20 protein-coding genes are annotated in these 23,187 nt (G+C 35.8%); 6 read left to right on the forward strand and 14 right to left on the reverse strand.

The features are described 5' to 3' along the window. Nucleotides 1–2 precede the first annotated feature (2 nt). The 11 genes from H9565_RS05755 to H9565_RS05805 all read right to left on the reverse strand — a co-directional run bounded on the left by H9565_RS05755 (nucleotide 3) and on the right by H9565_RS05805 (nucleotide 11,366). A complete protein-coding gene (locus H9565_RS05755) occupies nucleotides 3–395 on the reverse strand; it encodes a DndE family protein (protein WP_215438273.1) in 393 nt (130 codons plus the stop codon). Then, the gene (locus H9565_RS05760; protein WP_215438274.1) at nucleotides 379–2,466 is read right to left on the reverse strand and encodes an AAA family ATPase; all 2,088 of its coding nucleotides are present in this window, start codon (nucleotides 2,464–2,466) and stop codon (nucleotides 379–381) included. Before H9565_RS05760 ends, H9565_RS05755 begins: the two co-directional genes overlap by 17 nt. Next, nucleotides 2,463–3,827 (reverse strand): DNA phosphorothioation system sulfurtransferase DndC, encoded by a 1,365-nt coding sequence (gene dndC / locus H9565_RS05765; RefSeq protein ID WP_215438275.1) that lies wholly within the window; start codon nucleotides 3,825–3,827, stop codon nucleotides 2,463–2,465. The genes H9565_RS05760 and dndC overlap by 4 nt, the downstream gene beginning before the upstream one ends. A 350-nt stretch (nucleotides 3,828–4,177) precedes the next feature. Continuing rightward, on the reverse strand, nucleotides 4,178–4,897 hold the full coding sequence (locus H9565_RS05770) for a hypothetical protein (RefSeq protein WP_215438276.1): 720 nt from the start codon (nucleotides 4,895–4,897) through the stop codon (nucleotides 4,178–4,180). A gap of 225 nt (nucleotides 4,898–5,122) precedes the next feature. Then, a complete protein-coding gene (locus tag H9565_RS05775) occupies nucleotides 5,123–5,380 on the reverse strand; it encodes a hypothetical protein (protein ID WP_215438277.1) in 258 nt (85 codons plus the stop codon). A gap of 523 nt (nucleotides 5,381–5,903) precedes the next feature. After that, nucleotides 5,904–6,740 carry a toprim domain-containing protein gene (locus H9565_RS05780; RefSeq protein ID WP_215438278.1) on the reverse strand — a complete coding sequence of 279 codons (837 nt, stop codon included), beginning with the start codon at nucleotides 6,738–6,740 and terminating at the stop codon, nucleotides 5,904–5,906. A gap of 255 nt (nucleotides 6,741–6,995) precedes the next feature. After that, nucleotides 6,996–8,036 (reverse strand): replication initiation protein, encoded by a 1,041-nt coding sequence (locus H9565_RS05785; RefSeq protein ID WP_215438279.1) that lies wholly within the window; start codon nucleotides 8,034–8,036, stop codon nucleotides 6,996–6,998. Nucleotides 8,037–8,038: 2 nt separating this feature from the next. After that, complete coding sequence (locus H9565_RS05790) at nucleotides 8,039–8,311, reverse strand: helix-turn-helix domain-containing protein (RefSeq protein ID WP_215438280.1); 273 nt, start codon at nucleotides 8,309–8,311, stop codon at nucleotides 8,039–8,041. Nucleotides 8,312–8,406: 95 nt separating this feature from the next. Continuing rightward, complete coding sequence (locus tag H9565_RS05795) at nucleotides 8,407–9,114, reverse strand: hypothetical protein (RefSeq protein ID WP_215438281.1); 708 nt, start codon at nucleotides 9,112–9,114, stop codon at nucleotides 8,407–8,409. A gap of 27 nt (nucleotides 9,115–9,141) precedes the next feature. Next, on the reverse strand, nucleotides 9,142–10,407 hold the full coding sequence (locus H9565_RS05800) for a tyrosine-type recombinase/integrase (protein WP_215438282.1): 1,266 nt from the start codon (nucleotides 10,405–10,407) through the stop codon (nucleotides 9,142–9,144). A gap of 212 nt (nucleotides 10,408–10,619) precedes the next feature. Further along, entirely contained in the window at nucleotides 10,620–11,366 is a 747-nt protein-coding gene (locus H9565_RS05805; RefSeq protein WP_215438283.1) for an arylesterase, read from the reverse strand. 22 nt (nucleotides 11,367–11,388) lie between these two features. On the opposite strand from H9565_RS05805, the gene H9565_RS05810 reads away from it, so the two are divergent. Then, a complete protein-coding gene (locus H9565_RS05810; protein WP_215438284.1) occupies nucleotides 11,389–12,078 on the forward strand; it encodes an ABC transporter ATP-binding protein in 690 nt (229 codons plus the stop codon). A 47-nt stretch (nucleotides 12,079–12,125) separates the two neighbouring features. Continuing rightward, nucleotides 12,126–14,621 carry an ABC transporter permease gene (locus tag H9565_RS05815; protein WP_215438726.1) on the forward strand — a complete coding sequence of 832 codons (2,496 nt, stop codon included), beginning with the start codon at nucleotides 12,126–12,128 and terminating at the stop codon, nucleotides 14,619–14,621. A 103-nt stretch (nucleotides 14,622–14,724) separates the two neighbouring features. On the opposite strand, the gene H9565_RS05820 is transcribed toward H9565_RS05815, so the two are convergent. From H9565_RS05820 to H9565_RS05830, 3 genes are read right to left on the reverse strand one after another with little or no spacing between them, the layout of a single operon-like run. Beyond that, nucleotides 14,725–15,567, reverse strand: a complete 843-nt coding sequence (locus tag H9565_RS05820; RefSeq protein ID WP_215438285.1) for an MORN repeat-containing protein — start codon at nucleotides 15,565–15,567, stop codon at nucleotides 14,725–14,727. Nucleotides 15,568–15,598: 31 nt separating this feature from the next. Further along, nucleotides 15,599–16,429: a DUF2490 domain-containing protein gene (locus H9565_RS05825; RefSeq protein WP_215438286.1), complete on the reverse strand. Its 831-nt coding sequence runs from the start codon at nucleotides 16,427–16,429 to the stop codon at nucleotides 15,599–15,601. Nucleotides 16,430–16,431: 2 nt separating this feature from the next. After that, on the reverse strand, nucleotides 16,432–18,366 hold the full coding sequence (locus tag H9565_RS05830) for a hypothetical protein (RefSeq protein WP_215438287.1): 1,935 nt from the start codon (nucleotides 18,364–18,366) through the stop codon (nucleotides 16,432–16,434). Between the two features lie 389 nt (nucleotides 18,367–18,755). Between H9565_RS05830 and H9565_RS05835 the strand changes: the two genes are divergently transcribed. The 4 genes from H9565_RS05835 (at nucleotide 18,756) to H9565_RS05850 (ending at nucleotide 22,805) form a co-directional block, all read left to right on the forward strand. After that, a complete protein-coding gene (locus tag H9565_RS05835) occupies nucleotides 18,756–19,817 on the forward strand; it encodes an ATP-grasp domain-containing protein (RefSeq protein ID WP_317195430.1) in 1,062 nt (353 codons plus the stop codon). Between the two features lie 6 nt (nucleotides 19,818–19,823). Beyond that, the gene (locus H9565_RS05840; protein ID WP_215438288.1) at nucleotides 19,824–20,495 is read left to right on the forward strand and encodes a VOC family protein; all 672 of its coding nucleotides are present in this window, start codon (nucleotides 19,824–19,826) and stop codon (nucleotides 20,493–20,495) included. A gap of 305 nt (nucleotides 20,496–20,800) precedes the next feature. Next, nucleotides 20,801–21,163 carry a hypothetical protein gene (locus tag H9565_RS05845; protein ID WP_215438289.1) on the forward strand — a complete coding sequence of 121 codons (363 nt, stop codon included), beginning with the start codon at nucleotides 20,801–20,803 and terminating at the stop codon, nucleotides 21,161–21,163. A gap of 4 nt (nucleotides 21,164–21,167) precedes the next feature. After that, nucleotides 21,168–22,805, forward strand: a complete 1,638-nt coding sequence (locus H9565_RS05850) for an FAD-binding protein (RefSeq protein ID WP_215438290.1) — start codon at nucleotides 21,168–21,170, stop codon at nucleotides 22,803–22,805. The last annotated feature ends 382 nt before the right edge of the window (nucleotides 22,806–23,187 follow it).

Below are 23,187 nucleotides of genomic sequence, written 5' to 3' on the forward strand. Positions count from 1 at the left end.
ACTTATATTTTTTTAAGGCCATAATTTATTTTATCAACTAAAAAATCAAATCCATCAATATTAGACCTTTCTACAACTTCATCATGAAGTAATTGCAATCCATCATCAATATGCATTTTAATATATTTAGGGAGGTCCTTATCTGATATATGTATACCATAATGCAAGGCGACCATTCCTAAATAATAATCTAAATAATGACCAAATAAAACAGACTTGGTATATTCTTTGCCGCTAGAGTTTTGAATATCTTCTAGCTTTAATTTTCTATCCTGTGATAAAGAATATGCTAGTGCTATTCTAGAAATAATATTCTCTGTCCCTAAGTTTAAACGTCTAGTTAATTTAGCAACTACCTCTCTGTTTTCTTTACTGGTTCTAATATGCGTAAACATCTTTTTCTTTTTTAAATTCTTTAAACAAATTATTTACACGCGTAGAAATAATCTCAGAGCCTTTATCAGTATTATGAATTAAGAAAGTCTTGTTTAAGTTCGGCTTTAAAAGCTCATACTCTGCTTCTGACAACTCTTTTTCCAATAAAGGGAACAATACTACTTGCTCTGAAATAGATGGGTAAAACTCTCTAATTATGTTCTTAGAATGGTATTTATCAAACTTCTGCAATGGACTATCAATAAATACAGGAAATTTAATTCCAGATTCGTCTACAAGTGCTTTTAATAAAGCTGTAGCATATAACTGTTGCTCTCCTTTTGACAATGAATCTTTATCTATTACTAATCCCTTTTTATCTAACAAGTCAATATCCATAACATCATCAATAATATTAACTCTAACATTTGAGATGAAATCTTTTTTATGCATCAACTTCTTTAAACCCAAAGAGACAGATTTTTGTAATGAGTATTTTTTGTCTTCCTTTATTCTCTTAATCAACTCGTTAATCTTAACCAAAAGCTTTTGAGTTACCTCATACTTCTTTTTATCAGTTTCAACCAAATTAAAATTCTTCTCATATTCAGACCTAACTTTTTTATGCGAAGTTAATTTTAATCTTAATCCACCAAGCTCTTCTAAAAGCTCATTCTTTTCATTTAAAAGGTTTTCAATTTTAGCATCAGCATTAACTTTTTCATTTCTAAACTGTTTAGCTAAATGATTGTCCTTTCTTGCCTCTCCTTGCTTAATTTTATTATTAGTTCTACTAAGTAAAGCTCTATTGATTTTCTCTTTTTTAACAATATCATTAAACTGACTTAAAAATGTTGTTTTAATATTGTTGCAAATAGCTTCAAACTCTCTAAATGACTCCTCACTAAACTCAAGATAAACTTTACCTACTTTAGACTTCGAATCTTTTTCCTTGAATTTTGATTTGATAGAAATACTAATTGCTTTTTCAATTTTATCTTTAACTGAAGTTTCTAAACTTAGTAAGTCTTGATTAGCCAGAATACTTTTTGAAAAGGATTCTAATTCTTTCTTTAAAAGCTTTTCTGTTAAAGCTCCATATAAATCGTCATTCTCTAAAACCAGTTGATTATACAGCTTACTTAGATGCTTTCCAGCAATTACAAGTGGTACTAAATCTAAAAGTTTTCTTAACTCTTGTTTTATGCCAGTAGATTCTTCTTTTAGAACATCACGCTTAGCCTTTAAATCTTTTAATTCTTCTAGTGTAATTGAGTTACCCTCACGAATTAACTTCTCTTGAAGGGAATCACTTTCTGATTTTAAAATAGCAAGATGCTTATCTATTTCATCTTGTTTATCTTGATTGTGACTAATTAGTTTTTCTAATTCTTCCTCCTCAGATAAAAGTTCTTTTAGTTTAAACTCTTCAAGATCTGAAACACCTCTTCTTCGAAGCTTAGTTAAAAGCGACTCTAAGTTGTTTTTAAGCTCTTCATACTTCTTTATGCCTAAAACCTCAGAATATGCTTTACTTAAACTTCTCAATTCAGCTTTAGACTTTGCCTCGGCAAGAGATACTATTTTTTCTGCATCAAAAAAGAAGAACTTAGCAATCTCTCTAGGTAAGATAAAATCATTAATAAAAACTTCAAAACCTACATCTTTAGTCAGCTCATTTTCATCACCGTCAATTAGAATTTGTAATGTTTCTTCTTTGGTTTTAAGGCTATAAGCCCTTCTGATATTCACTGTTCTACAAGGAATAGAAGGAATCAATAAATCTTGTAACTCAACTTCAACTGAAAAGGAGGACTCTGTAGATTCTTCTTTAATATCCCTATTTAATAATGACAGTAAATAATTATCATACCCCCCAATATTCTTAATATCTTTTTTATACTTATCCTCTACCTGAGTCATCAGTTTTCCATAAAAGCACCAAATCAAAGAAGTTAAGAAGGTTGTCTTGCCAAAACCGTTTTTACCAGCTATAACACTAATATTCTTATCCCTTTTAGACATGAGGTTTAATTCATTGGCGCCTTTATAAATTCTAAAATTGTTTAGTTTAATATTACTTATTTTCATTTTTCATATTCATTTACGAAAGACTCTATCCTGTTTTCCACATCATTATGCAATCCGTACTTTGAAATCATGAGAGTTTTAGTCTCTTGTAATGTTATAAGATTGTCTATTAAATGATAATAGGAGACATCTTCTTTACATATATCTTTCAAAATCCTTCTTTCCGTATCGTCAAGAGACTTAATATTATTCGTGCTTATTTCTTTATTATAAACTTCTCTATAGATGTCGCCAACGTTAAAATCAAATATTAAGTCCCTATTCCAAGTAACCTGGATAGCGATTAATTCTTGATTTGTAATTAAAGTGACATGAGGTCTTTCTTCTTGAACCTGTTTTTGTATATCTAGTAATTCTCTTAGAACTCTAGCTCGATAACCTGCCGTATAATTACCTTGGTTATGACCACTCTCATCAATTGCAAGAACCCCATTTCTTCTTGTCTCTGACCTGTTCTCACTTATATTTCTATTCTCAACTAACCTATCCCTAAAATCTAGTAATGGTTTCATCCAATGCTGACCATTGTCTATTAAAGCAGTCATAGATTTATCCTTTTTTACAACGGTGCAGGTCCAACAACCAAATCTACTTTGTCCACATGATGAATGGGCTTTATTCGTAACCACCGTGGGACACTCATAGTCATCTGCACTTGCATCGGCATAGATTTGGAACAATATAGAGTTGTCAAACCCCCATGGTGAAGGAACAGCATTAATAATATACCAAACCTCCTCTAACATTAAATCTTTTATTGGGGCGTAAACATAAGTGTTAGCAGTAGTATTGTGTTTAGAAAGCCTATTACCTTCTACCTCGTGTTTTTTCATTGACCTTTCACGTGTGGCACTTTCCTCGTATCTAGTACCCAACAAAACAACTGCCTCACCCTTTTCATCAATTTGTTCTAACAAAAAATTGGAAGTAGGCCTGATTTTTAGTTTATCCGTACACCACCTAAAGGTATTGTTGGGAACCGGGTAACCTTTTCCAATAACACTTATCCAAAAGGATTCTTCTAACCTAGGAACTGTTTTTTTAACGATTATTGGAATTCCCTGGTCTCTAGCCTCCTCTTCTATTTTAACCAAGACGTCGTCAATATAACTTGAAATAACAGGATTCTCTACCATAGTGTCGTTACAAACAACATATACTGGCCTACCTAATTGAAAGGGGTAAGGTAAATTTTTCTTTATTCGCTGTAATGCTATCCAGACCAATGTTAGTAAAACAGTTGAATCCTTTCCTCCGCTAAAGCCAATAATCCATGGCCTTTCTGATGTATCCGCATAAGTATATTGGTCTATAATTTCAGAAATTATAGCTTCCGCTTTTTTACTTCTTATTGTATTCATTCTTAAAATTGTAAGGAATTGAAAATTATTTATAATAGAACTAAATTCATAGCTTTATAACAAATTATTGTACATTAAATATAAACAACCTCAAAAGGTCTACTTAACATCAAGTTTATAATCCATGACTAAAGATAAATCAGAAAAAAAATGGCTAACGAGCAAAGAAGCAAAATCCTTCGCAAAGATAAAGAGTTGTGACTTAATGCATCTTCGTCAAGCCGGTAAATTAGAATTTAAAAAAGAGGGTAATTCCTTCCTGTACTCAAAAGATAGTTTTTTATTTTAAATTGTAAAAAATACATCAAGGCAATATTTACACTATCTATTCCCCAAAATGTAATCATTCTTTAAGAATCAGATTTCTTAGGAAACAACTGGAAACTTAAATCGTCCCCAATTATATGATATACCTCGTATGAATACTTTGTATTGGCCTTAATCAGATAATCCTCATTAAAACATATTTCTCCAGAGTAATGTGGTTCATCAATATAGTGATTATCAAGCTTTCTCTTTAACCTAATGATAATCCCATCTTTGGCACTATTATCTTTAATTAGATATGAGCGTTTTAATAGCTTCAATAATCTCAAATTTGTTTTAAGTGCATTTTCTAATTCTGAAATCAGTTGTACATCGAATGGTTTTTCACAAAGCTCTTTTTTATCAGCGGTGATATTCGCGTCATAAAAATAATCAGATTCTTTGAGAGAAAAATCTTGTGTAGTTTCAGTTTTCTCTGCCATTCCCCCCTCATTTTGCTGTGAACTTGTACATACATCACATATCCACAACGGAGCTAGAATTCGCTTAGCTTTGGCCTGACTGTCGGTCTTGTACTGTCTTTGAATATGACACTTTTTGCAAGCTTTTGATATTTTTAAAATTCCTACTTTTCTACCAATGCGAGTAACCTCTATTGTTCGTAGACCGTAATGTTTTGCAATTTTAGACGGTTTTTCGAAAACTCCGTGATTCTGTTTCCAGTAGCGCATGGCAATTTCACGTTCCTTAATAGAGAGGTGTTCGGCAAGAATAATTTGGACTGAAGGTTCTTTTTTTTCCATAAAAAAGCGTGGAACTGAACTCACAGGTTAAGAAGGTATCGCCAGACACCCGACAACCAAGCAAGAACAGCCCACGCCGAAGCGTGGGCGTCAGTACTTTGATTGTGGTTGTCTTTAAAACTGGCGATTTTACTTAACCTAATCAAAAGCTAACGCTTTCGTATATTGAAATTCTATTATGTTCCTTATTTCATATTTATAATTAAAAATCAAATTTAGCAAAAACTACATCAACGTAACCCTAGTCCATCCTGATTCGGGTAATTGATACCGGTCTATTTTCATAATAGCAGTATCTCCTTCCAAATATTTATACTTCAAAAATGTACAATCGCTATTACTTTCTATATAAAATGATCGTAGACGCTTAGGTATGCTTAGTTTCATGTTTTCACAAGCAAGCATAAGTTGGTGCTTTCCTATTTCTTTAAGCAAATGCTCTATTGCAAACTTATCTGAATTTCTATAAACAACGTTTCTCATAATATTAGTACTTATTCCAAAATTATGGAAATATTCCAAAAACATAAAATAACATGATATAATTTGGATTTTAGTTTTAAGAATTACTTAGCGATTACCCCCTAAATCTTACTAGGAAGCCGCTTAAAGAGCTTTTTGTAGTCAATCCAAGAAGTTCAGCTAAATAGCAATATGCGAAATTAGAACAGTCCTAAACGACACTGTATGAAATTTGTAGATTATCATATACTATTATAAAGTAATTTTGAAGTAGAACAAAAATGTTACATTATTGTAATATAATAAAGTAACAGAGTATGACTATTAGATTATGAGATTATTATACAGTATTAAGGTATGAAAATTACATTGTGACTTTCGAACCATCAAGATTAAGGAATGGAATTGACCTCTTTTATACATTCAAATTTCACTAAAATTTTCTTTTTTTTCACTTAACGAGTTGCGAGTTGAAATATCCGTTTTTTAAACGGCAAGAGTTTTAAGGGTACTTAAAACACATCTTGCCGTTACATCTTCCGCACTAAGAATGCCGTAGAAAATCATTCAAATCATTGTAATCTTGATACAGATTTGACTTATCTACACAGTTCACGGATCTATTTAAAAAATACTTAGTAGTTCTAACTCCAGTTTCGTCATTATCTAGATAAAGATCTACGAAATCATATTTGTGAAATTCTATTTTGGCTCTATCACGCATGGATGTAGAGTTTAAAACTATTACGTTAGCCGAAGAGAACAAGTTAGGATTTATGGTTAATAATGATAATAAATCAAACATTCCCTCTGTTACGACCAAAGAAGATTTATTGTTATTTATTAATGTGATATCTTTTGGTGAAGTTGAATTTTTAAAATATTTATTTCTGAGTTCCCACCCACCGGAACTATTCTTCAACCCTAATGAGAAGTATGCTCTACCCTTAATTGAATAATGTACTTCATTGCAAATCAATTGTGCTATTTTCAGAGAAACTCTCCGTTTGTCTAAATAATCTATCAAACCATTATGCTGAATATTTCTTATATCAATGATTTCTACTTTTGGTTCTTTAACTACTCTTAAAAAATTTTGCGGGTGAGAAGAAAAAGAACCTTTACGTTCAGACAAAAACTGGAGGGCCGTTGGAATATCAAAACCATAATATTTTATAATAAAATCAACAACACCTCCTCCTACTCCATTTGCATAATCAATCCATAAATTTTTTTCGATTGAAACTTTGAAGGAAGGCTCCTTTTCATCCCTAAAAGGACTAATAAAATAAGCTACCGAAGAGTTAACCCTTCTAGGTACATGGCCCACTAGTTTTAGAATCGACAACATTGGGATAGAGTTAGCTTGTTTACAATTCATAATTTGTTGTTTTACCTCTCTTCCATCAAAAATTCTATTATGGCTGAATAAAATCACACTTTTTTACTAGTTTTTTAACACCAGAATATAACAACAGCGGTAATCCCATTTTTTTTCTCACTAGCAAATTATTAATCCAGACCAACCTTGTATTTATATTGTAGGTTAACCTAATTGTACAAGGTCCTGAAGCCCTATAATCATTAACCTTCCCGAAGACAAATCACACTATTTTACTAAGTTAAAATCTTCAAATCACACTATTTTACTAAACAAATCACACCTTTTTACTAAATCCTTTACCAATTCACACTCCTTATTATTTTGGTGTGAACTTCTATTCTTCTTAGGCTTTGGGAGTCCAAATTCAGGCAGTATAACATACTTCAGCAAATTTGCTATATCTTGTTTAGTCTTTCCATTTGCGAATTCCCTATCGAGTCTTTCAAAACGATAATAAGCTTTATTAATATTGCCTTTTTGAGCAATTCGTTCTACTATTTCCAATGCTTTGTTGTTTTGATAATTAGGATAAAACATTAGCAGAAAATTATAGACGTAAGAATAGTGCTGTTCATTGACTCCCAAATAAGTATCTTCTACATTTATAGTGTTCTTATGTATTTTAATATGAATAAAAGAGTATTTCCTATGCCCGTTTTTCGAAAGTGAATATGAAAAATAGTAATCGGCTTTAGTTTTTAATTCATCCGATGCTACATCTAAAACCTTTTGACGGAGATGTGCTATTTGATTATATTTTCCTTCAATGGCCAAAACTTCCCTAAGCTGTTCAATTGTACAACTGAAACCTCCTTTATCGGCCCATCGACAACAGAACTCATACATTAGTTTGGAATAAATAGAATTGAGATTTATAACAATACAAATTTGAAGTCGAGTGTATCCCCCACCTATATAGCAGAAAAAAACACATGCAGATTTAGGAACATAAAAAGTTACATATCCGGAGTTGACCACATAATCCAAACCACTAATTAACGTAGTTACTTTCTTTTTTATTTTATCGGTACCAGGGACGTTCAACTCGAACTCCACTTCTCTGGACACAATTGAGGAAAAAGCCTTTCTTAACCTTGTGTAATTATTTAATGAAGATATATCACGGAAAGCTATTCTCACCTCTTGCTCTTTAAAATTATAATGAACATCATTTTGAAGGTAACCTTGTAATTTTCCAACAATAGCGTAAATAATATTCCATTCTATGGCCTTAAGTTTCAACTTGGACCTTGTTATGTGATGAGGATGCTTAGACAAAACATTCTTAGTCATATCTATCTTTTATACTTAATAGATTTGACTTCATTCAATGAATCAAATAGCTCCGAGTGGACAATCAATATTCTTCGGCCTATATAACTAGCCTTAATATTGCCTTTATCAATATGGTTCCTGATAGTTTGACGATCAACCTTTAATAACTCTGCAGCTTCATTAATACTATACCATTTAGAAGTATAGTCCTCAGCCGGTTGATTTAAGAGTTTTGTAACCATTCCTTTCAATTCTATAATATCGGAATGAAGTGTTTCGAACGGATTATTCATAATGCAGTAATTTATGTTTATTACCGCAATGTTATCGCTGCCTATAAAATCAACTTGTCAATTTGATGTCAATTGACATCAAATTACATAGCTTATTAGCAACGGATATGTTTGACAAAATCAAGGGTCCGATATGAATTGAGATCCTTTTCGGCAATTTCATCAAGCTCTATGTCTTTTATAAGCTTAGTCATTTCTGCATAGTCAAAGTCTACAGAAAAAGAATCTTTTGCTAGTTGCCAAATTTCTTTCTTAGAGCTATAGTTGAGCAATTCGGCATCAATCAAGATTGCCATTAACAATGATACGTCCCTAGTTCTTTTTAATGGACCACCTACCCATTCGTTTTTAACGTTTATTACTTTTAACTCTCTTAACCCATCAATAAGTTCATTAAAAGAGTTTCCCCTGAAAATCTCCCTTAATTTTCTATCTGTATTGGACTCGTAATCATCTGTTTTAGTAAGATTTATATTTCCCACGCTTGAAGTCCAAAAATACCGTCCTTTCAATAAAAAAATGAAGCTAACAGCAACTAGCATTAAATTTAATCCAGTCAAACCTATTTCAGAGACCCCAAAACTCCTAGAAGATACAGGATATATAGCTAGCAATTCATTCGTTAATAAGCAAATAAGCAGAAAGAACAACAAGTGAAAAAATACCCTCATCCTATCCTTGGATGGATCCCATTTGAACTGACCAGCCATATAGCTCGAGAGATAAGGCATTAAACTAAAGAAAAGAATCCCGAAACCTAAAAAAGCTAGTAAACCGTTGATTGATTGAATTGTTATTTTCATTTCCAAAAATTATACTTTGAAATACTTCTAGTTAACCTTCTTTAAAGCATCGAATTTCACATCAAATACTTTTTCGACTGCCTCATTTCTGGCGTCGTCATCTATCTGATAATATTGGTTTAAAGTTTTCATATCCTTATGACCGGTAATTGAAGCTATTAACTTATCACTGACCCCCTGGCGTTTCATCATAGTTATAAATGTTCTCCTCGCAGTATGACTTGACACGCGATCATGGAACTTAAGAGTCTCACGAATACTTTCCTTTCCCTTAGTAGTTATTTTCTCTGTATCCCATGTATAACCAGCTTTTATAAAAACCTCCTTTATGTATTCATTATGTTTTTGATTGGCAATCAACGGTAATTTATATTCATATTTTCTCAACAAAAATTTAGAAATGTCATTTAGCGGTATTCTACGTTCTGGCTTATCTACATCCTTTTCTTCTTTGAGATGAATTTCATCTTTAATTACATTTTTCTTTGAAATAAACTTTAATTCTCCAAAACGCATACCTGTAACACAAGCAAAAACAAATACATCTCGAACTTTTTCCAATCTAGAAGTTTCAAAATCAAGCTTCATTAAATTCTGTAAATCTTCGATTTTTAATGCCAATTGCTCAGTTACGACAGTTTTCTTTTTTTCAAATTTTCTAAACTCCTCATTATGGGTAAATCCATTATTCAAAGACCATAGCATAAATGTTTTGAATAACCCGAGATTTCTTGAATATGTATTGTTTATATGTTTTCTATCCTTCATGCAGTAATCGGTAAATTCTGCATAAAAATTAGACGTTATTGAATTGAAGGTAAGTTTATAACTTCTTTTCTGTTCAAAATCTTCTAGAATATTTTTAATGTTTGTATACCTAATAATTGTACTAGGAGACCAATCACCTACTTTAATTTTATAGGCCATGAATTTGTCATAAACATCGAAAAACGAATTTTTAGATGCGAATGCTTTTTTAAACTTCTTATCAAATTCATCCTTCAACAATTTTGAAGTGAAAACTTCTCCAAAGGTTTTACACCTAGCTTGAAGAAAATCGAAATGTTCTGGATATCTATTAATTTGAGTCCTAATAATATTCGCTATAGGCGATTTTTTTCCCTGATTTTTAGGTTGATGCGATTTGGCATCCCAAAAATCCGGATGAATCTTCTCTCCTGTAGAATAAACAAACTTCTTCTCCTCAAATTTAAAATAACAGGAAAATAGAATTAAGGTATCTTTCTTACTCTTAGGTTCTTTTAAAAAGAACGTTGATGAAAGGGTTGACATTGTAGTTGACAAATTAGTTGACAATTATTATATATACTAGTATAAAAACGAGTTATAGGTAAATATAACAAAACACTGGTAATCAACCAATTTTATGGATTAATCAAGTTTTAAGAAGTATTAAGATTCGATAGGTGCAATACCCTCCGGCTCCACAAAATTAAAAAACCACCTAAAAGAGTGGTTTTTTAATTTTATCGCAGGTGCAACATCTAACTTTTAAGCAAAGGCTGCAAAGTCTCCCATACCGTATTGGCCACAATTCTATGACCTTCTATGGTAGGATGGATTCCATCGGACTGATTTAACGCAGCAACACCACCTACATCTTTTAAAATAAAGGGAATAAAACCTATATCATTTTTATCTGCTATATCTATAAAAAGCTGCCTGAATTCCGTGGTGTATTTTTCTCCCATATTTGGGGGCAACAGCATACCGGCCAAAATGATTTTGGTATCCGGACTTTTCTCTCGCACTACATCTATTATGCCTTGTAGGTTGGCTCGTGTTTCGGATAAGTCTACTCCGCGTAGGCCGTCATTGGCTCCCAATTCCAAAACAAAAATATCTATATCCTGCTTTATGACCCAATCAATTCGGCTTCTGCCTCCAGCGGTAGTTTCTCCACTCACCCCTGAATTGATTACGGTATAATCCAAGTTCAAGGAATCAATCTTTTGCTGCACCACTCCAGGATAGGCATCATTGCTATCATCAAGCCCATAACCCGCTGTTATACTATCACCAAAAAACAGAATGCGCTTTGTTTCGGTATCTGCCGTTATGGTTTCTTCTACTGCTTCCGAAGTATTCCCTACCTCAGCCGTCTTTTCCTTTTTTGCATCACCACAAGAAAGTAGAAACAGGGCTATAAAAAAATAACTAAACTTTATGAGTTTCCGCTCCAATGACATTGGCAATTTAGAACGGAAATCTTTATTATGCGGCTTGAACATAAATGGTATTTAAATTAAGATCATGTCAAAGATATTAAAGATTACCGGTTTGGAGCGAACCTACACCAGCGGTAACAAGCAATTAACAGTTTTGCACGACATTACTTTTGATGTTGAGAAAGGACAGACTTTTTCAATCGTAGGACCCTCGGGAAGTGGCAAAACAACCTTACTGGGTTTATGTGCGGGTTTAGATGCGCCAAATGCAGGTTCAGTAGCGTTATGCGGACAAGATTTAAATACCTTAAATGAAGACGAGCGTGCCCAGTTACGTAATAAGGAAGTCGGTTTTATATTTCAGAATTTTCAGTTATTGCCCACATTGACCGCTCTGGAAAATGTGAGCGTGCCCCTAGAACTTCAAGGTGCCAAGGACGCAACAGAAAAAAGCAAGAACTTATTGGAAAAGGTGGGCTTAAAAGACCGCTTACACCATTATCCTTCCCAATTATCCGGGGGTGAGCAGCAACGGGTAGCATTGGCAAGAGCTTTTGCCAATTCGCCTTCCATCTTATTTGCTGATGAGCCTACGGGAAATCTAGATACGGAAACCGGTGAGAAGGTCATTCAATTGTTGTTGGACCTGAACAAGGAAAACGGAACCACTTTGGTCATCATTACCCACGATTTAGAATTAGCCAACCGTACGCAACAAATATTGCGGCTTAAAGGTGGAAAAATAGTAACCAATCAACCTACTGCTTTAATTTGATGAATTCTAAATCTAACGAAAGTTTACGAACACCTTGGCTTTTTAAAATGGCTTGGCGCGATGCCAAAGCCAGCAAAGTGCGCCTGCTATTATTTATGGCTTCGATTATTCTGGGCATTGCAGCGGTCGTTTCCATACAATTGTTCAGCACCAATTTAAAGGATAATATACAGCGCCAATCAAAAGCGCTGATGGGTGCCGATTTTAAAATAGACTCAAAACAAATTCCTACGGAACGGGCTCAGGCCATTATAGATTCGTTACAACCCGGTGCTTATGAGGTCAACTTTGTATCCATGGTGGTTTTTCCGAAAAATGATGGCACCAAATTGGTAAAGGTACAGGGCTTGGACGGCAATTTTCCCTTTTATGGAGACATTGATACCGAACCAATAACAGCTGCAGAAACTTACCAAAAGTCGGGCGGCGCATTAGTAGATGCCACATTAATGCTTCAGTTTGATGTACACCCCGGGGATTCCATAAAAATTGGCGAACTTACCATTCCTATTGCAGGGGCATTAAAAGCTATTCCCGGAAGCACGGCCATTTCAAGTTCTGTGGCACCACCGGTAATCATTCCCTATCGCTATATTGAAGCGACAAATCTGTTGCAATTTGGAAGCCGAAAGGAATATCAATATTACTACAAGGTACAAGATACGGTCAATTTAAAGCGACTTCAGGACCAACTAGAACCTGAACTGGAACTAGAAAATGCGGATCTAGACACGCATACCAGTACTACCAACCGTTTAGGCCGGCGTTATGACAACGTGGGCAAATTCTTGAACCTAGCAGCCTTTATCGCCTTGCTTTTAGGGTGTATTGGTATTGCCAGTTCCGTTCACATCTATATCAAAGAGAAATTAAAGGCCATCGCCGTTTTGAAATGCATGGGGGCTTCAAGACTTCAAAGTTTTCTGATTTTCTTAATTCAGATAGGCGGAATAGGTATTGTTGGAGGTCTTATTGGCTCCTTGATAGGTATTGGTGTTCAAGAGCTATTTCCATACCTGCTTAAGGAATTTTTACCTTTTGACCTTGAAATTACCATTACCGCACAACCACTGATTATTGGTGTGTTGCTCGGGCTATTTATGTCCGTTTTGTTTGCGCTTTTGCCTTTATTGAGAACTTGGTACGTATCACCATTAGATGTACTGCGTGTAGATGAAAATTCATCGCAAGAACCGCAATCCATAAGAATGCTGGTGTTCGGGACAATCTTGGTATTCTTGTTTTTATTTTCTTTTTGGCTGATAAAGGATGTGAAATTTGCCTTGGCCTTTGTGGGCGGTACCGTGGTTACATTTGCCGTCTTGGCAGTTGTAGCCCTAATTTTTACCAAGATGGTAAAACGCTTTTTCCCCAAGCATTGGAGCTTTACGGCTCGCCAAAGTTTACTCAACCTTTTTAGACCGAACAACCAAACGGTTGTATTGGTAGTTGCCATTGGCCTAGGAACCTTTTTGATCAGCACTTTGTATTTTACAAAGGATATTTTGCTGGCAAAGGCAGAAATTGGCCAGACCTCCAAAAATGCGAACATTATTATCTTGGATATACAACCAAAACAGCGCGATTCCGTAGCAAGAAGTATTAAGAACAAAGGTTTTCCCGTTCTTAAAGACATTCCTTTGGTTACTATGCGCATGCATAACATTAACGGCACATCTGTAAACGAGCTCAGAAAAGATACTACACACCAAATTCGCCGTTGGATATTGAACCACGAATTCAGGACTACTTACCGTGACTCACTTGCGCCTTCCGAGGAATTACTAGAAGGCACCTGGACGCCTGAGGTAAAACAGGGTGAGCCCGTATTTATATCAATTTCCGACAATCTTGCCAGAGACGCAAAACTAAGTATTGGAGACCCCGTTGTTTTTAATGTACAAGGTGTTTTAATGGAAACCACCGTTGGTAGCATACGTGAAGTAGATTGGGCGCAGATGCAGCTTAATTTTTCTGTGGTTTTTCCTAAAGGGGTTCTGGAGCAGGCGCCACAGTTTAATGTTTTTACCAGTAATATCCCGGACGAAAAAGGTTCAGCATTCCTGCAGCGGGATTTGGTCGCTCAATTTCCGAATCTGACCCTTATCGATTTACGCCAAGTTTCTACGCTAATTGAGGACATACTGGACCAAGTATCCTGGGTTATAAACTTTATGGCCTTCTTTAGTATTTTCACAGGTATAATCGTCCTTATCGGCTCGGTTAGAACTAGTAAATATCAACGTATAAAGGAAAGTGTACTGCTTCGTACTTTAGGCGCCAAGAACAACCAGATTTTAAAGATAAGCGCCCTGGAATATGTATTCCTAGGTTTATTAGGTAGTTTGGTGGGAATTGTACTTGCCTTGGTAAGTAGCCTTTGCCTAGCCGTATTTGTTTTTAAGGAACCTTTTGTACCCTCACTGATACCATTTGTGGTGTTTTTACCGGGAATTACGGTACTGGTATTGGCAATTGGCCTGAGCAATATTAGAACCGTATTAAGTAGTTCTCCTCTGGAAGTACTCCGAAGAGAATCCTAGTAATGTATTTCAGCCGAAAATAGAAGCCAACAAAAATCCCCGTAAACACTATGTTCACGGGGATTTTTATTTTGTATTAAAGAATCTTTTATCGCTACTCTTCTTACTTATCGTTGATTTCAACCAACTTATCATCACTCCATTCTCCCCCCGCAACTAAATCGCCATGGGAGTCAAAGAATTTGCCTGTTCCGCTGCGCTTGTCCTCTTTCCATTGACCGGCATATTTTTCGCCATTGGGCCAGTAGTACGTTCCAAAACCACTACGTTTGTCATTCTTGTACGTACCAATATAATATTCGCCGTCAGGCCAGTAAAAAGTACCTTCGCCCTCACGGTTATTATTTACCCACTGCCCTTCATACCTGCTTCCACTATCTAAAAGAGCAATGCCGTAGCCATTGGCCTTTCCGTTTTTTACTTTTCCTACGTAGTGCATAAAATTGCCCTTGGCACTTTTAAATTTTAGATATTCCCCAAAAGACCTATCCTTCATTTGGCGCTTTAGACGGGCCAATTGTACCTTTGTTTTTTCCAACGTAAAATTTAGGGAATCGTATTTACGAACCTCATTTGCCGAAGCTAGCGCTGGTTTCGGCAGACTGTCTAATTCCGCTCTTAAAGAATCTTCTTTTGGTTGAGCTCCGGACTTCGCTTGCGCCAATTTCTGCGCCAATGCAATGCGTAACGGGATTCCCATTTTATTTTCTTCCTTCACTTTTAAAGAAGCGGTATAGGATTCTATTGCCGTATCGTAGTTACCAGCCAGAAGCATGGAATCTATCAACGCCAATTTTTCATACTCGCCAAGTTCCTCGGAAATCTGGCCTTGTTGCTCCTGCATTTCTTCCAGTTGCTTACTTAGAGAACTAGACTTGGTAAAATAGAACACGGAACTACCAGTAGTTACCGCCAGAATCAAATAGAGAATTATATTCTTTTTCATGGTTTTCTTCATTTTACGTTTTAGATACGCATCAATCGTCCAAATGGATTTCTGGTAATTTGTTTTTAACCCTTCTAAAATCAGGCGAATAGTACATGTGAAAACGTAAGGTCCAAGCCTGTTTATAATATCCTGCATTAGTAAAATCCTGCCCTTGCGAGTACATTAATCCCGCTGCAAATGTTAACCTTGGTGTGGCAATGTACCCAAAGGTGGTGGTCAATCGCAGGTCTTCCATGGGGCTGCCCACAACTTCTTTTCCACTTTGCATAATCAATTCCGCTTCCGGGGAAACGTAAAACGTTTTGGGTTTAAGTTTGTGACTGTTCAACGGTACTTTGGCCCGGAACATATAACGCCATCGGTTTCTAAAGATGTATTCGCTATTTTCTTCGAAACCCTGTGTCCAGCGATGCTCAATTCTGATACGGTGATAGATCATTGCCGAATATAACGGCATGGCAAATTGGTATTGGTGCCAAATACGCCACTCGGGAACTACGTTTCTATCTTCTGAATCCTCATCCGTATTAAAATTAATGCGCACTACCCCACCCAAACTAAAATTCACTTTTTTAGAATAGATATACCCAATGGCATGACGGTTATAAATCTGACCAATTTGGCCAATAAACGGTGTATCCTCGGTTTCTTGAAAACGAAAATGGGTCTGTGCATCCCAAAACAAACGTTTTCCTATTCGGATTTTACCATACGTATTCACCCAAACTTTGGTGGTTGGGTCCTTATATTTTGAATACGCAGGTAATTCTACTTTTTCCTCTTCCTGAGCGACTACACTATTGGTTACAACCAATAGAATAAGTACGAGCCAAATAAAATTGAATTTTCTACTTTCCATTTCTATTTTTCTTTGGCGATTGATTGCTCATGGAGCAGTTTCATAACTTCTTGCGGATTCTTCTCCTTACGCAACTTGCGTTCTAATTTTTTGGTATCTCCCTCCCTAAGCTTTACCATACGCTTATTGGTATGGGTTATTTGCTCCGTAAGTGGTTTTACCTTTTCACAATTTGCTGCTGTAGCTTCTTCTAAAAAATGGGGTATCAATATTTCGTTATAGGCAGAGGTAATACGTTTTTTTACACCTTCTTGCATAACCGTGGCCATAAACGGATTCCAAATGGCATCCTGGTAGAGTTCTTCTATTTCTAAAGATGTATGGGGAAGGTCTCCCAAAACGCCTGTTAACTCGTGTAATTCGGCCAGGCATACCTTTAACTTGTTTCCAAAAGCCAATTTCTTTTCAGGGTTTTTCAACAAAGCATAATCCCCAAGTAACCCATCTGCTAGATTCTTCAAGTTTTTCAAAGGAGCTTTGTAATCCAGAGTAAGTTCCGGTTGCAATGAATCTATTTTTTGAACCAAACTGTCATTAGCCGCAATCAAATCCTTTTCTAGTCCGTTCAGTGCTTGTAGGCGCGCTTCGTTCGTTAATCTATCGGATAAGGACTCCATAAGCTCTTGCAGGCTGAGTTTCGCATATTCGGCTATTGCCGAGACCGTTTTAGTGGAGTTCCCGTTAAAATTGAATTCACCTGTATTGGCAAGCACAAAAGTTCTTAGATTTTGGGCCGTATCCATTACAACTTCAATTTTCGTATTGGGTTTTCCGGAGGGCCACAATTGCTGCATCAATTTAGGAAGCTCCATATATTCCAGAATATCTTCCTCCTTGTACTTTACAAAAGTGCTGAGCGGTTGCAGAAAATCGACATTTATTTTTTTGACCACTTCATATCTGTACTGTGCATCGGCATCGGAGCGACGTACAATATTCAAGTGACTGTTATTTAAAAGGGTATCACTTATTGCTTGAGCAGCTTTGTAGTCTCTTGCTATTTGATTTATGGTCTTCATCTGCAAAGAGTCCAATGCGTAAAACGGGACTTTTACCTTAAAATTGGGAGCAACACTGGCTGGCCCCATTTCATTGAGGATATCATTCAGCTTTTTATAATAACCATTGTTCTTGGACAAAAGTTCGGAAACCCCGCCAGAAAAGTCTACTGATCCATTTGAAGAAATTGTAGCTTTCAACAGCTCTAAATAACCAGGATTTAAGGCTACGACCTTATACGTTTTGTCCGTTCCAAAAACTGGAATCCGATTTGTTAAACCATCCGTTACGGTTACAATTTCTTTTAACACACCTTCTTCAAAAATCCAGTTTTCCGTATCATCTATAGCATTGGCAGCGTAGGAGGTCCACTCGTCATGTGCCAGTCCGTTACGTAAAAACCGGCCTATAAGTACGGTACTATCATTTTCAATCTGAAAGCTTTGCTGGGGTATTCCGTTTTTAAAATTGATTACACTTTTAAAAAGAGTCTTTTCAACCTCCGAAGATTTTATTTGATTTACCTCATACGTCCATTTATCGTTAGGTATCCCATTTACAAGCTTCCCTTTAGATTCTTCTTGACGGCCACTTATCAATACCCGATACTCGTACCCTACTAGTTTGCTTTCACTCTCAGTTTGAAACTCCCCAAACTGAAAATGCCAAGGACCATTGGGCGTGCCCTTGTCAAAATTTCCATCAATAAGAAAAGAGGTATCTTCTTTTTCAACTAAAGCTCCAAGATTGCTACTTTGGAGTTGAAACGTACCATTGTAAAGGGTGTCTTGTTCCTGTACTACATAAGAGTAATTTGCTTTCCCCTCATAGCCTCCCACTTGCAGTGGGCCACTGTACTGCTGCTTCTCTTGACCATAAGACTGGCACAGGAAACCTAGGAAAATAAAAAGAACAAGCCGTTTTTTTAAATAAGTCATCCGGCGTAATTAGGTATTTTATTGGTTAGTCTTCAGGGTAAAATACGGAGCTTACCGCCTTATGGATGTCTAGCCACAATCTTTTTGACAAATACGGAAGGGAGAACGTCTATTTTTATGGATTCATCAGATATTCAACCACTTCCGTTAGAAAACAGAGTAAACTTGCTTAGTTTCAAACGGATGCAAAAAAACATCAATCACACTTAAGCGCTTAATAAAGTCCTCTTTCTTAAGATTATTATCTAGCCCGAATAATTCTGTTAATTCCTTTTTTTACCTTTATCTTTCTAAACTGCCCTAGCCGGTATTTTTACTTTTCCAAAAAAAAACTATACCTATTGAACCGTACAGGGCAATGAGTTTATCAATATTTTATCAAAAATATCGTGAAGAAAATAGCTATACTATATCAAGCCAAACTCCCTCCAATTAAAGATGGCGTACAGAAACCTATGAAGCTTGGCGGATATTCAGATAGTGGGGCAGATATTGCTTGTGAGCTATATAAAAATGGTGTGGAAATTGTAACGCCTGTACACCGACCCAACATAGAAACCGATTTGGATTGGGTTTTTCCGGACACTAAGGAGGGTATTCAAAAAGCTCTGGATAAGGGCGCCAACACATTTTGGCTGAATACCGTTTTATACAAAGACCATGATGTTACACACTTTTTTAGTCGGGATATCAAGTTTGTAGGACAGCTACCTGAGGAGGTAGATATGTATGATGATAAATTTTTTACGAACGAAATTTTAAGGAAAAACAACATCGCCATTCCAAAGACCCAATTGATTTCAAGTGAAAATTTAACGGATTATTCCCTTGAAATGGATTTTCCTCTGGTCGTTAAACCCTTACGTGGCAGGGGCAGTCAAGGTGTATCTCTAGTAAAAGACCCTAAAGAATTGGACCTAAAACTTAACGAGATTTTCTCAGACGAAGAATATGGCAAGCTTGTGTATGTAGAAGAATTTTTAAATGGTCAGGAAATTACGGTAACGGTAATGCCTCAGGGCACTTATACCATCAATGACCAGGAAGTAAATTACAAGAATCCATGGTGTCTTCCAGCCGTTAAAAGATTTAACCATAAAGACGGTATTGCCCCCTATAACGGGACGGTTGCGGTAATGACAAACAGTAGCGTTCTGGAAGAGGATGAGTTGAATTCAAAAGAAATTAAAAGGGCATACGAGCAATGCGTAAAAGCAGGCGAACTATTAAATATTAAAGCTCCCATACGAATAGATTGCCGTGCGGATATAAAGGGGAATTATTTTTTATTCGATTTGAATATGAAACCCAATATGACCGGACCTTCAAGACCCAGCAGACAAAATCAGGATAGTTTGACTTTACTGGCCGCACGAAAAATAGGATGGAGTTATATAGATTTATTGAGAAATATGCTCAAACAAGCTTGGAAACCCCATAACCGACTATAATTAACTATGCAGATCAAAGAATTAAAAATATACAGTTCGCATCTTAAAGAACAAACCCACTTTTACACTAATGTTTTAGGGTTAACCGTAGTAAAGCATACTGAAAAGAATGTTGTCTTTCAAATGGGCAAATCAATGCTCAACATAGAATACAAACCAAAAACAACACCCTACCATTTTGCTATAAATATTCCTTCTAACAAGGAAATTGAAGCGTTAAATTGGGTAAAATCAAAAGTGGATATATTGATGAATGGCAGCCAAGAAATACAGGATTTTGAATTTTGGAATGCCAAGGCCATTTACTTTTATGATAGCGATCAAAATATAGTTGAGCTTATTGCCCGAAAAAATTTGAACAATTCTTCAGAACAAAAATTTGACACTGATCAGTTAATTGAAATTTCAGAGATAGGTTTGCCAACCAAAGACATTGAAAAAGAATTCATTCAGCTAAACAGTATAACTGGCATTGAAATCTACAATGGTTATTTTGACCGATTCTGCGCTATTGGTGACGAAAACGGACTTTTTATATGCATCAACAAAACAATAAAAGATTGGTTCCCCACTAATGACAAGGCCTTTTCTTCCGATTTTGAAATTAAACTAACCGAGAAAGGTAAAACCTACCAAATTGCCTATAAGAATGAAAAAATACAGATGATTGAAGGGTGATTTATTAAATCCTGGGTATCTCAATGAAATTAAAAACAACCTCGATATTAGAGTTAAAATCCTTTGCTAAAACAAGTTAACCGATTTTGATTCTACTAGGTTTTAGTCAGTTTTTAAAATTTTTACAGTTTTAGGCCATTTCAATTCTTCAAAAAATACCACTTATACAAAATATAGGTTAGTCCATACAAATTACCTGTAGACACCTGTCCATTCTATGTAAATTAGAACATCTATTCCCTCTACCGAATATCATCATGTAACGTTTTGTGAAATTTTACTTCACAATTTAATTACTTCTAAAAATGGATATTAAGCTACGTAGAGTCTATATCATTAGCGCAATTTTACTTCTTGCTGCGCTATCCCTACAATCTTGTTACACCACTCGGTTGGTAAGCACACACGGCATGCCCATGCCTCCTGAAACTATGGAAGGCCAAGATTGGTACCGCGATAAAATGTACGGAGAATATACGGCAGTAGTAAAAACTTCTGTACTTACAGATGGTATGATGATCAAAGTACCCAAAGACAAATGTGAATCCGGAAAACTATTTTCGGTTGAATTCACGGACACTTTTGGAGGCAACCTTTTGTACTTAGTAACTTTTGGAAGCCGTAGAAAAGTGAAGATAAAATATGTATGTATGCTACCTGATCTTTAAAATTATGGCCAAGACAAGTGAATTATTAGTTGGAAAATGGGATACGCTGCACGAGAACGGGGCTTTTGACCTGAAGCGTCAATATATTACCCGTCACGAACACAAAGCCACTATGCCCAGCAGGGTGCTGCGCTATAACGATGCTGCGGAAGAAATTCAGCGCTTGATTAAAAAATGTGAAACGGAAAACGAGGGTTTCCGGGCGTACGGTTCGCGTTGGTCCATGTCCAAAATTGCGCATCAGAAAGATAATATGCATCAAAACAATTTGATGTATCTAGACCTTGAAATAGAGGAAAGTGATATGCACCCGGATTCTGAATACGCGCATGAAAACATCTTCTTTTTTGAATGCGGAAATACCATTAAACGTATTTCGCAAAAATTGAACGAATACGGTAAATCTTTAAAAACCACAGGTGCCAGTAACGGGCAAACCATTGCCGGGTGTATTTCCACAGGCGTACATGGGTCCGCTTTTGATATGGGCGCCGTGCAAGATTATGTGGTTGGCCTTAATATAATTACCGGACCAAACGCCACTGATAACGTGTATTTGGAACGGCATACAAAACCCAGTCTAAATGATGCTTTTGCACATAGCATAAATGCCAGGGTCATTAGAAATGATGAGCTTTTCAATGCTGCTTTGGTCAGTTTGGGAAGTTTTGGGTTCATTCATGGCGTAACCTTAGAGGCAGAAGACCTTTTTTTGTTGGATAGATATGTGAGACGAATTGATAAGGACCTGGCCTTGTCCTTATCCAAAACTTTAGATTTTAAGAATTCAGAGTTTAAAATTGATAACGAGATAGATGAAAACGGAAAGCCCAGCAGACCCTACCATTACAAAATTTTCATTAACCCTTATGTAGATGAAGATCAGTACGTAGTTGAGGCCATGTACAAGAAAAAATATACCCTAGCCTATCCAGACCCGTTTACTAAAATTGAAAAATCGCTCTATAAAGACCTTATTTATTTACTCATTAAATTCAGTGAAAAATTCCCAAAAAGTATTCCGTGGTTTATAAAAAGTTTGCAGAAAAGTATTCTTCCGGAAATTACCAAGGACGAAGAAAAAATTAGGGCTACACTGTACGAAACTTTTTGGGATGCCGGCTACAAAGGCCCCGCTTTTGCCTGCTCTATGGGAGTGGCCATTGAAGATTCTGAAAGAGCGCTGAACGCCCTAGTAAAAATGACTAAAGCGCACCCTATTCCAGGGATTTTTGCGATGCGTTATGTAAATAAATCCGAGGGTACATTGGCTTTTACCAAATTCCATAAAACCTGCGTTATTGAAATTGATGGTATTCAATGGAACAAATCCGATAAAATCCCCAGCTTGAAAGAATATGGCACTTTTATGATCGAGGCAATGCAAGCTGAAAACATTCCGTTTACCGTGCATTGGGGCAAAAGTATGGATTATGCGTTTCCTAATTTGGCCAACCACATGTACGGCAATAATGTTGAAAAATGGATGAAATGTAGAAGCTGGCTACTTTCCGAAAAAATGGCGAACATATTTTCCAACGAATTTATTACCACATTAGGATTGGAAGCATATCAAAATGTACCAAATGATTTTATTGAATCTTTGGATAAAAGCGGGCAGCCATTGCATTTAATTGCATAAGCCAAAACCACAAAACCATACTTTCTGATAATACCGATAACGCCTCATCATTTGGTTCATTCCAATTTTGATGAGGCTTCTTCTTTTCTGTACTTTTTATCGATTTTTAACACTGGCAAAACGGTGATAATCGACTAATAAAAATTAGTCCAAAATGTTGAGCACCTTCAAATTAAACATAATTTAATAACAATTTAACATGTTGAAATACAGCTACTTGAGACATAAACAATAAATACCGCAGATTATAATGAATTTCCATCAAACTATACAAATCAGGTTTTTTAAAGTGGCCTAATTCGGTACGTTTGTCATGTAATAAAAAGACACATTCTCCCTTTAAAACTAAACTTGATTCCAGTTTCAAAATTGAAATTGTAAT

The organism is Zobellia russellii (assembly GCF_018728565.1).
GTDB classification, from domain to species: Bacteria; Bacteroidota; Bacteroidia; order Flavobacteriales; family Flavobacteriaceae; genus Zobellia; species Zobellia russellii.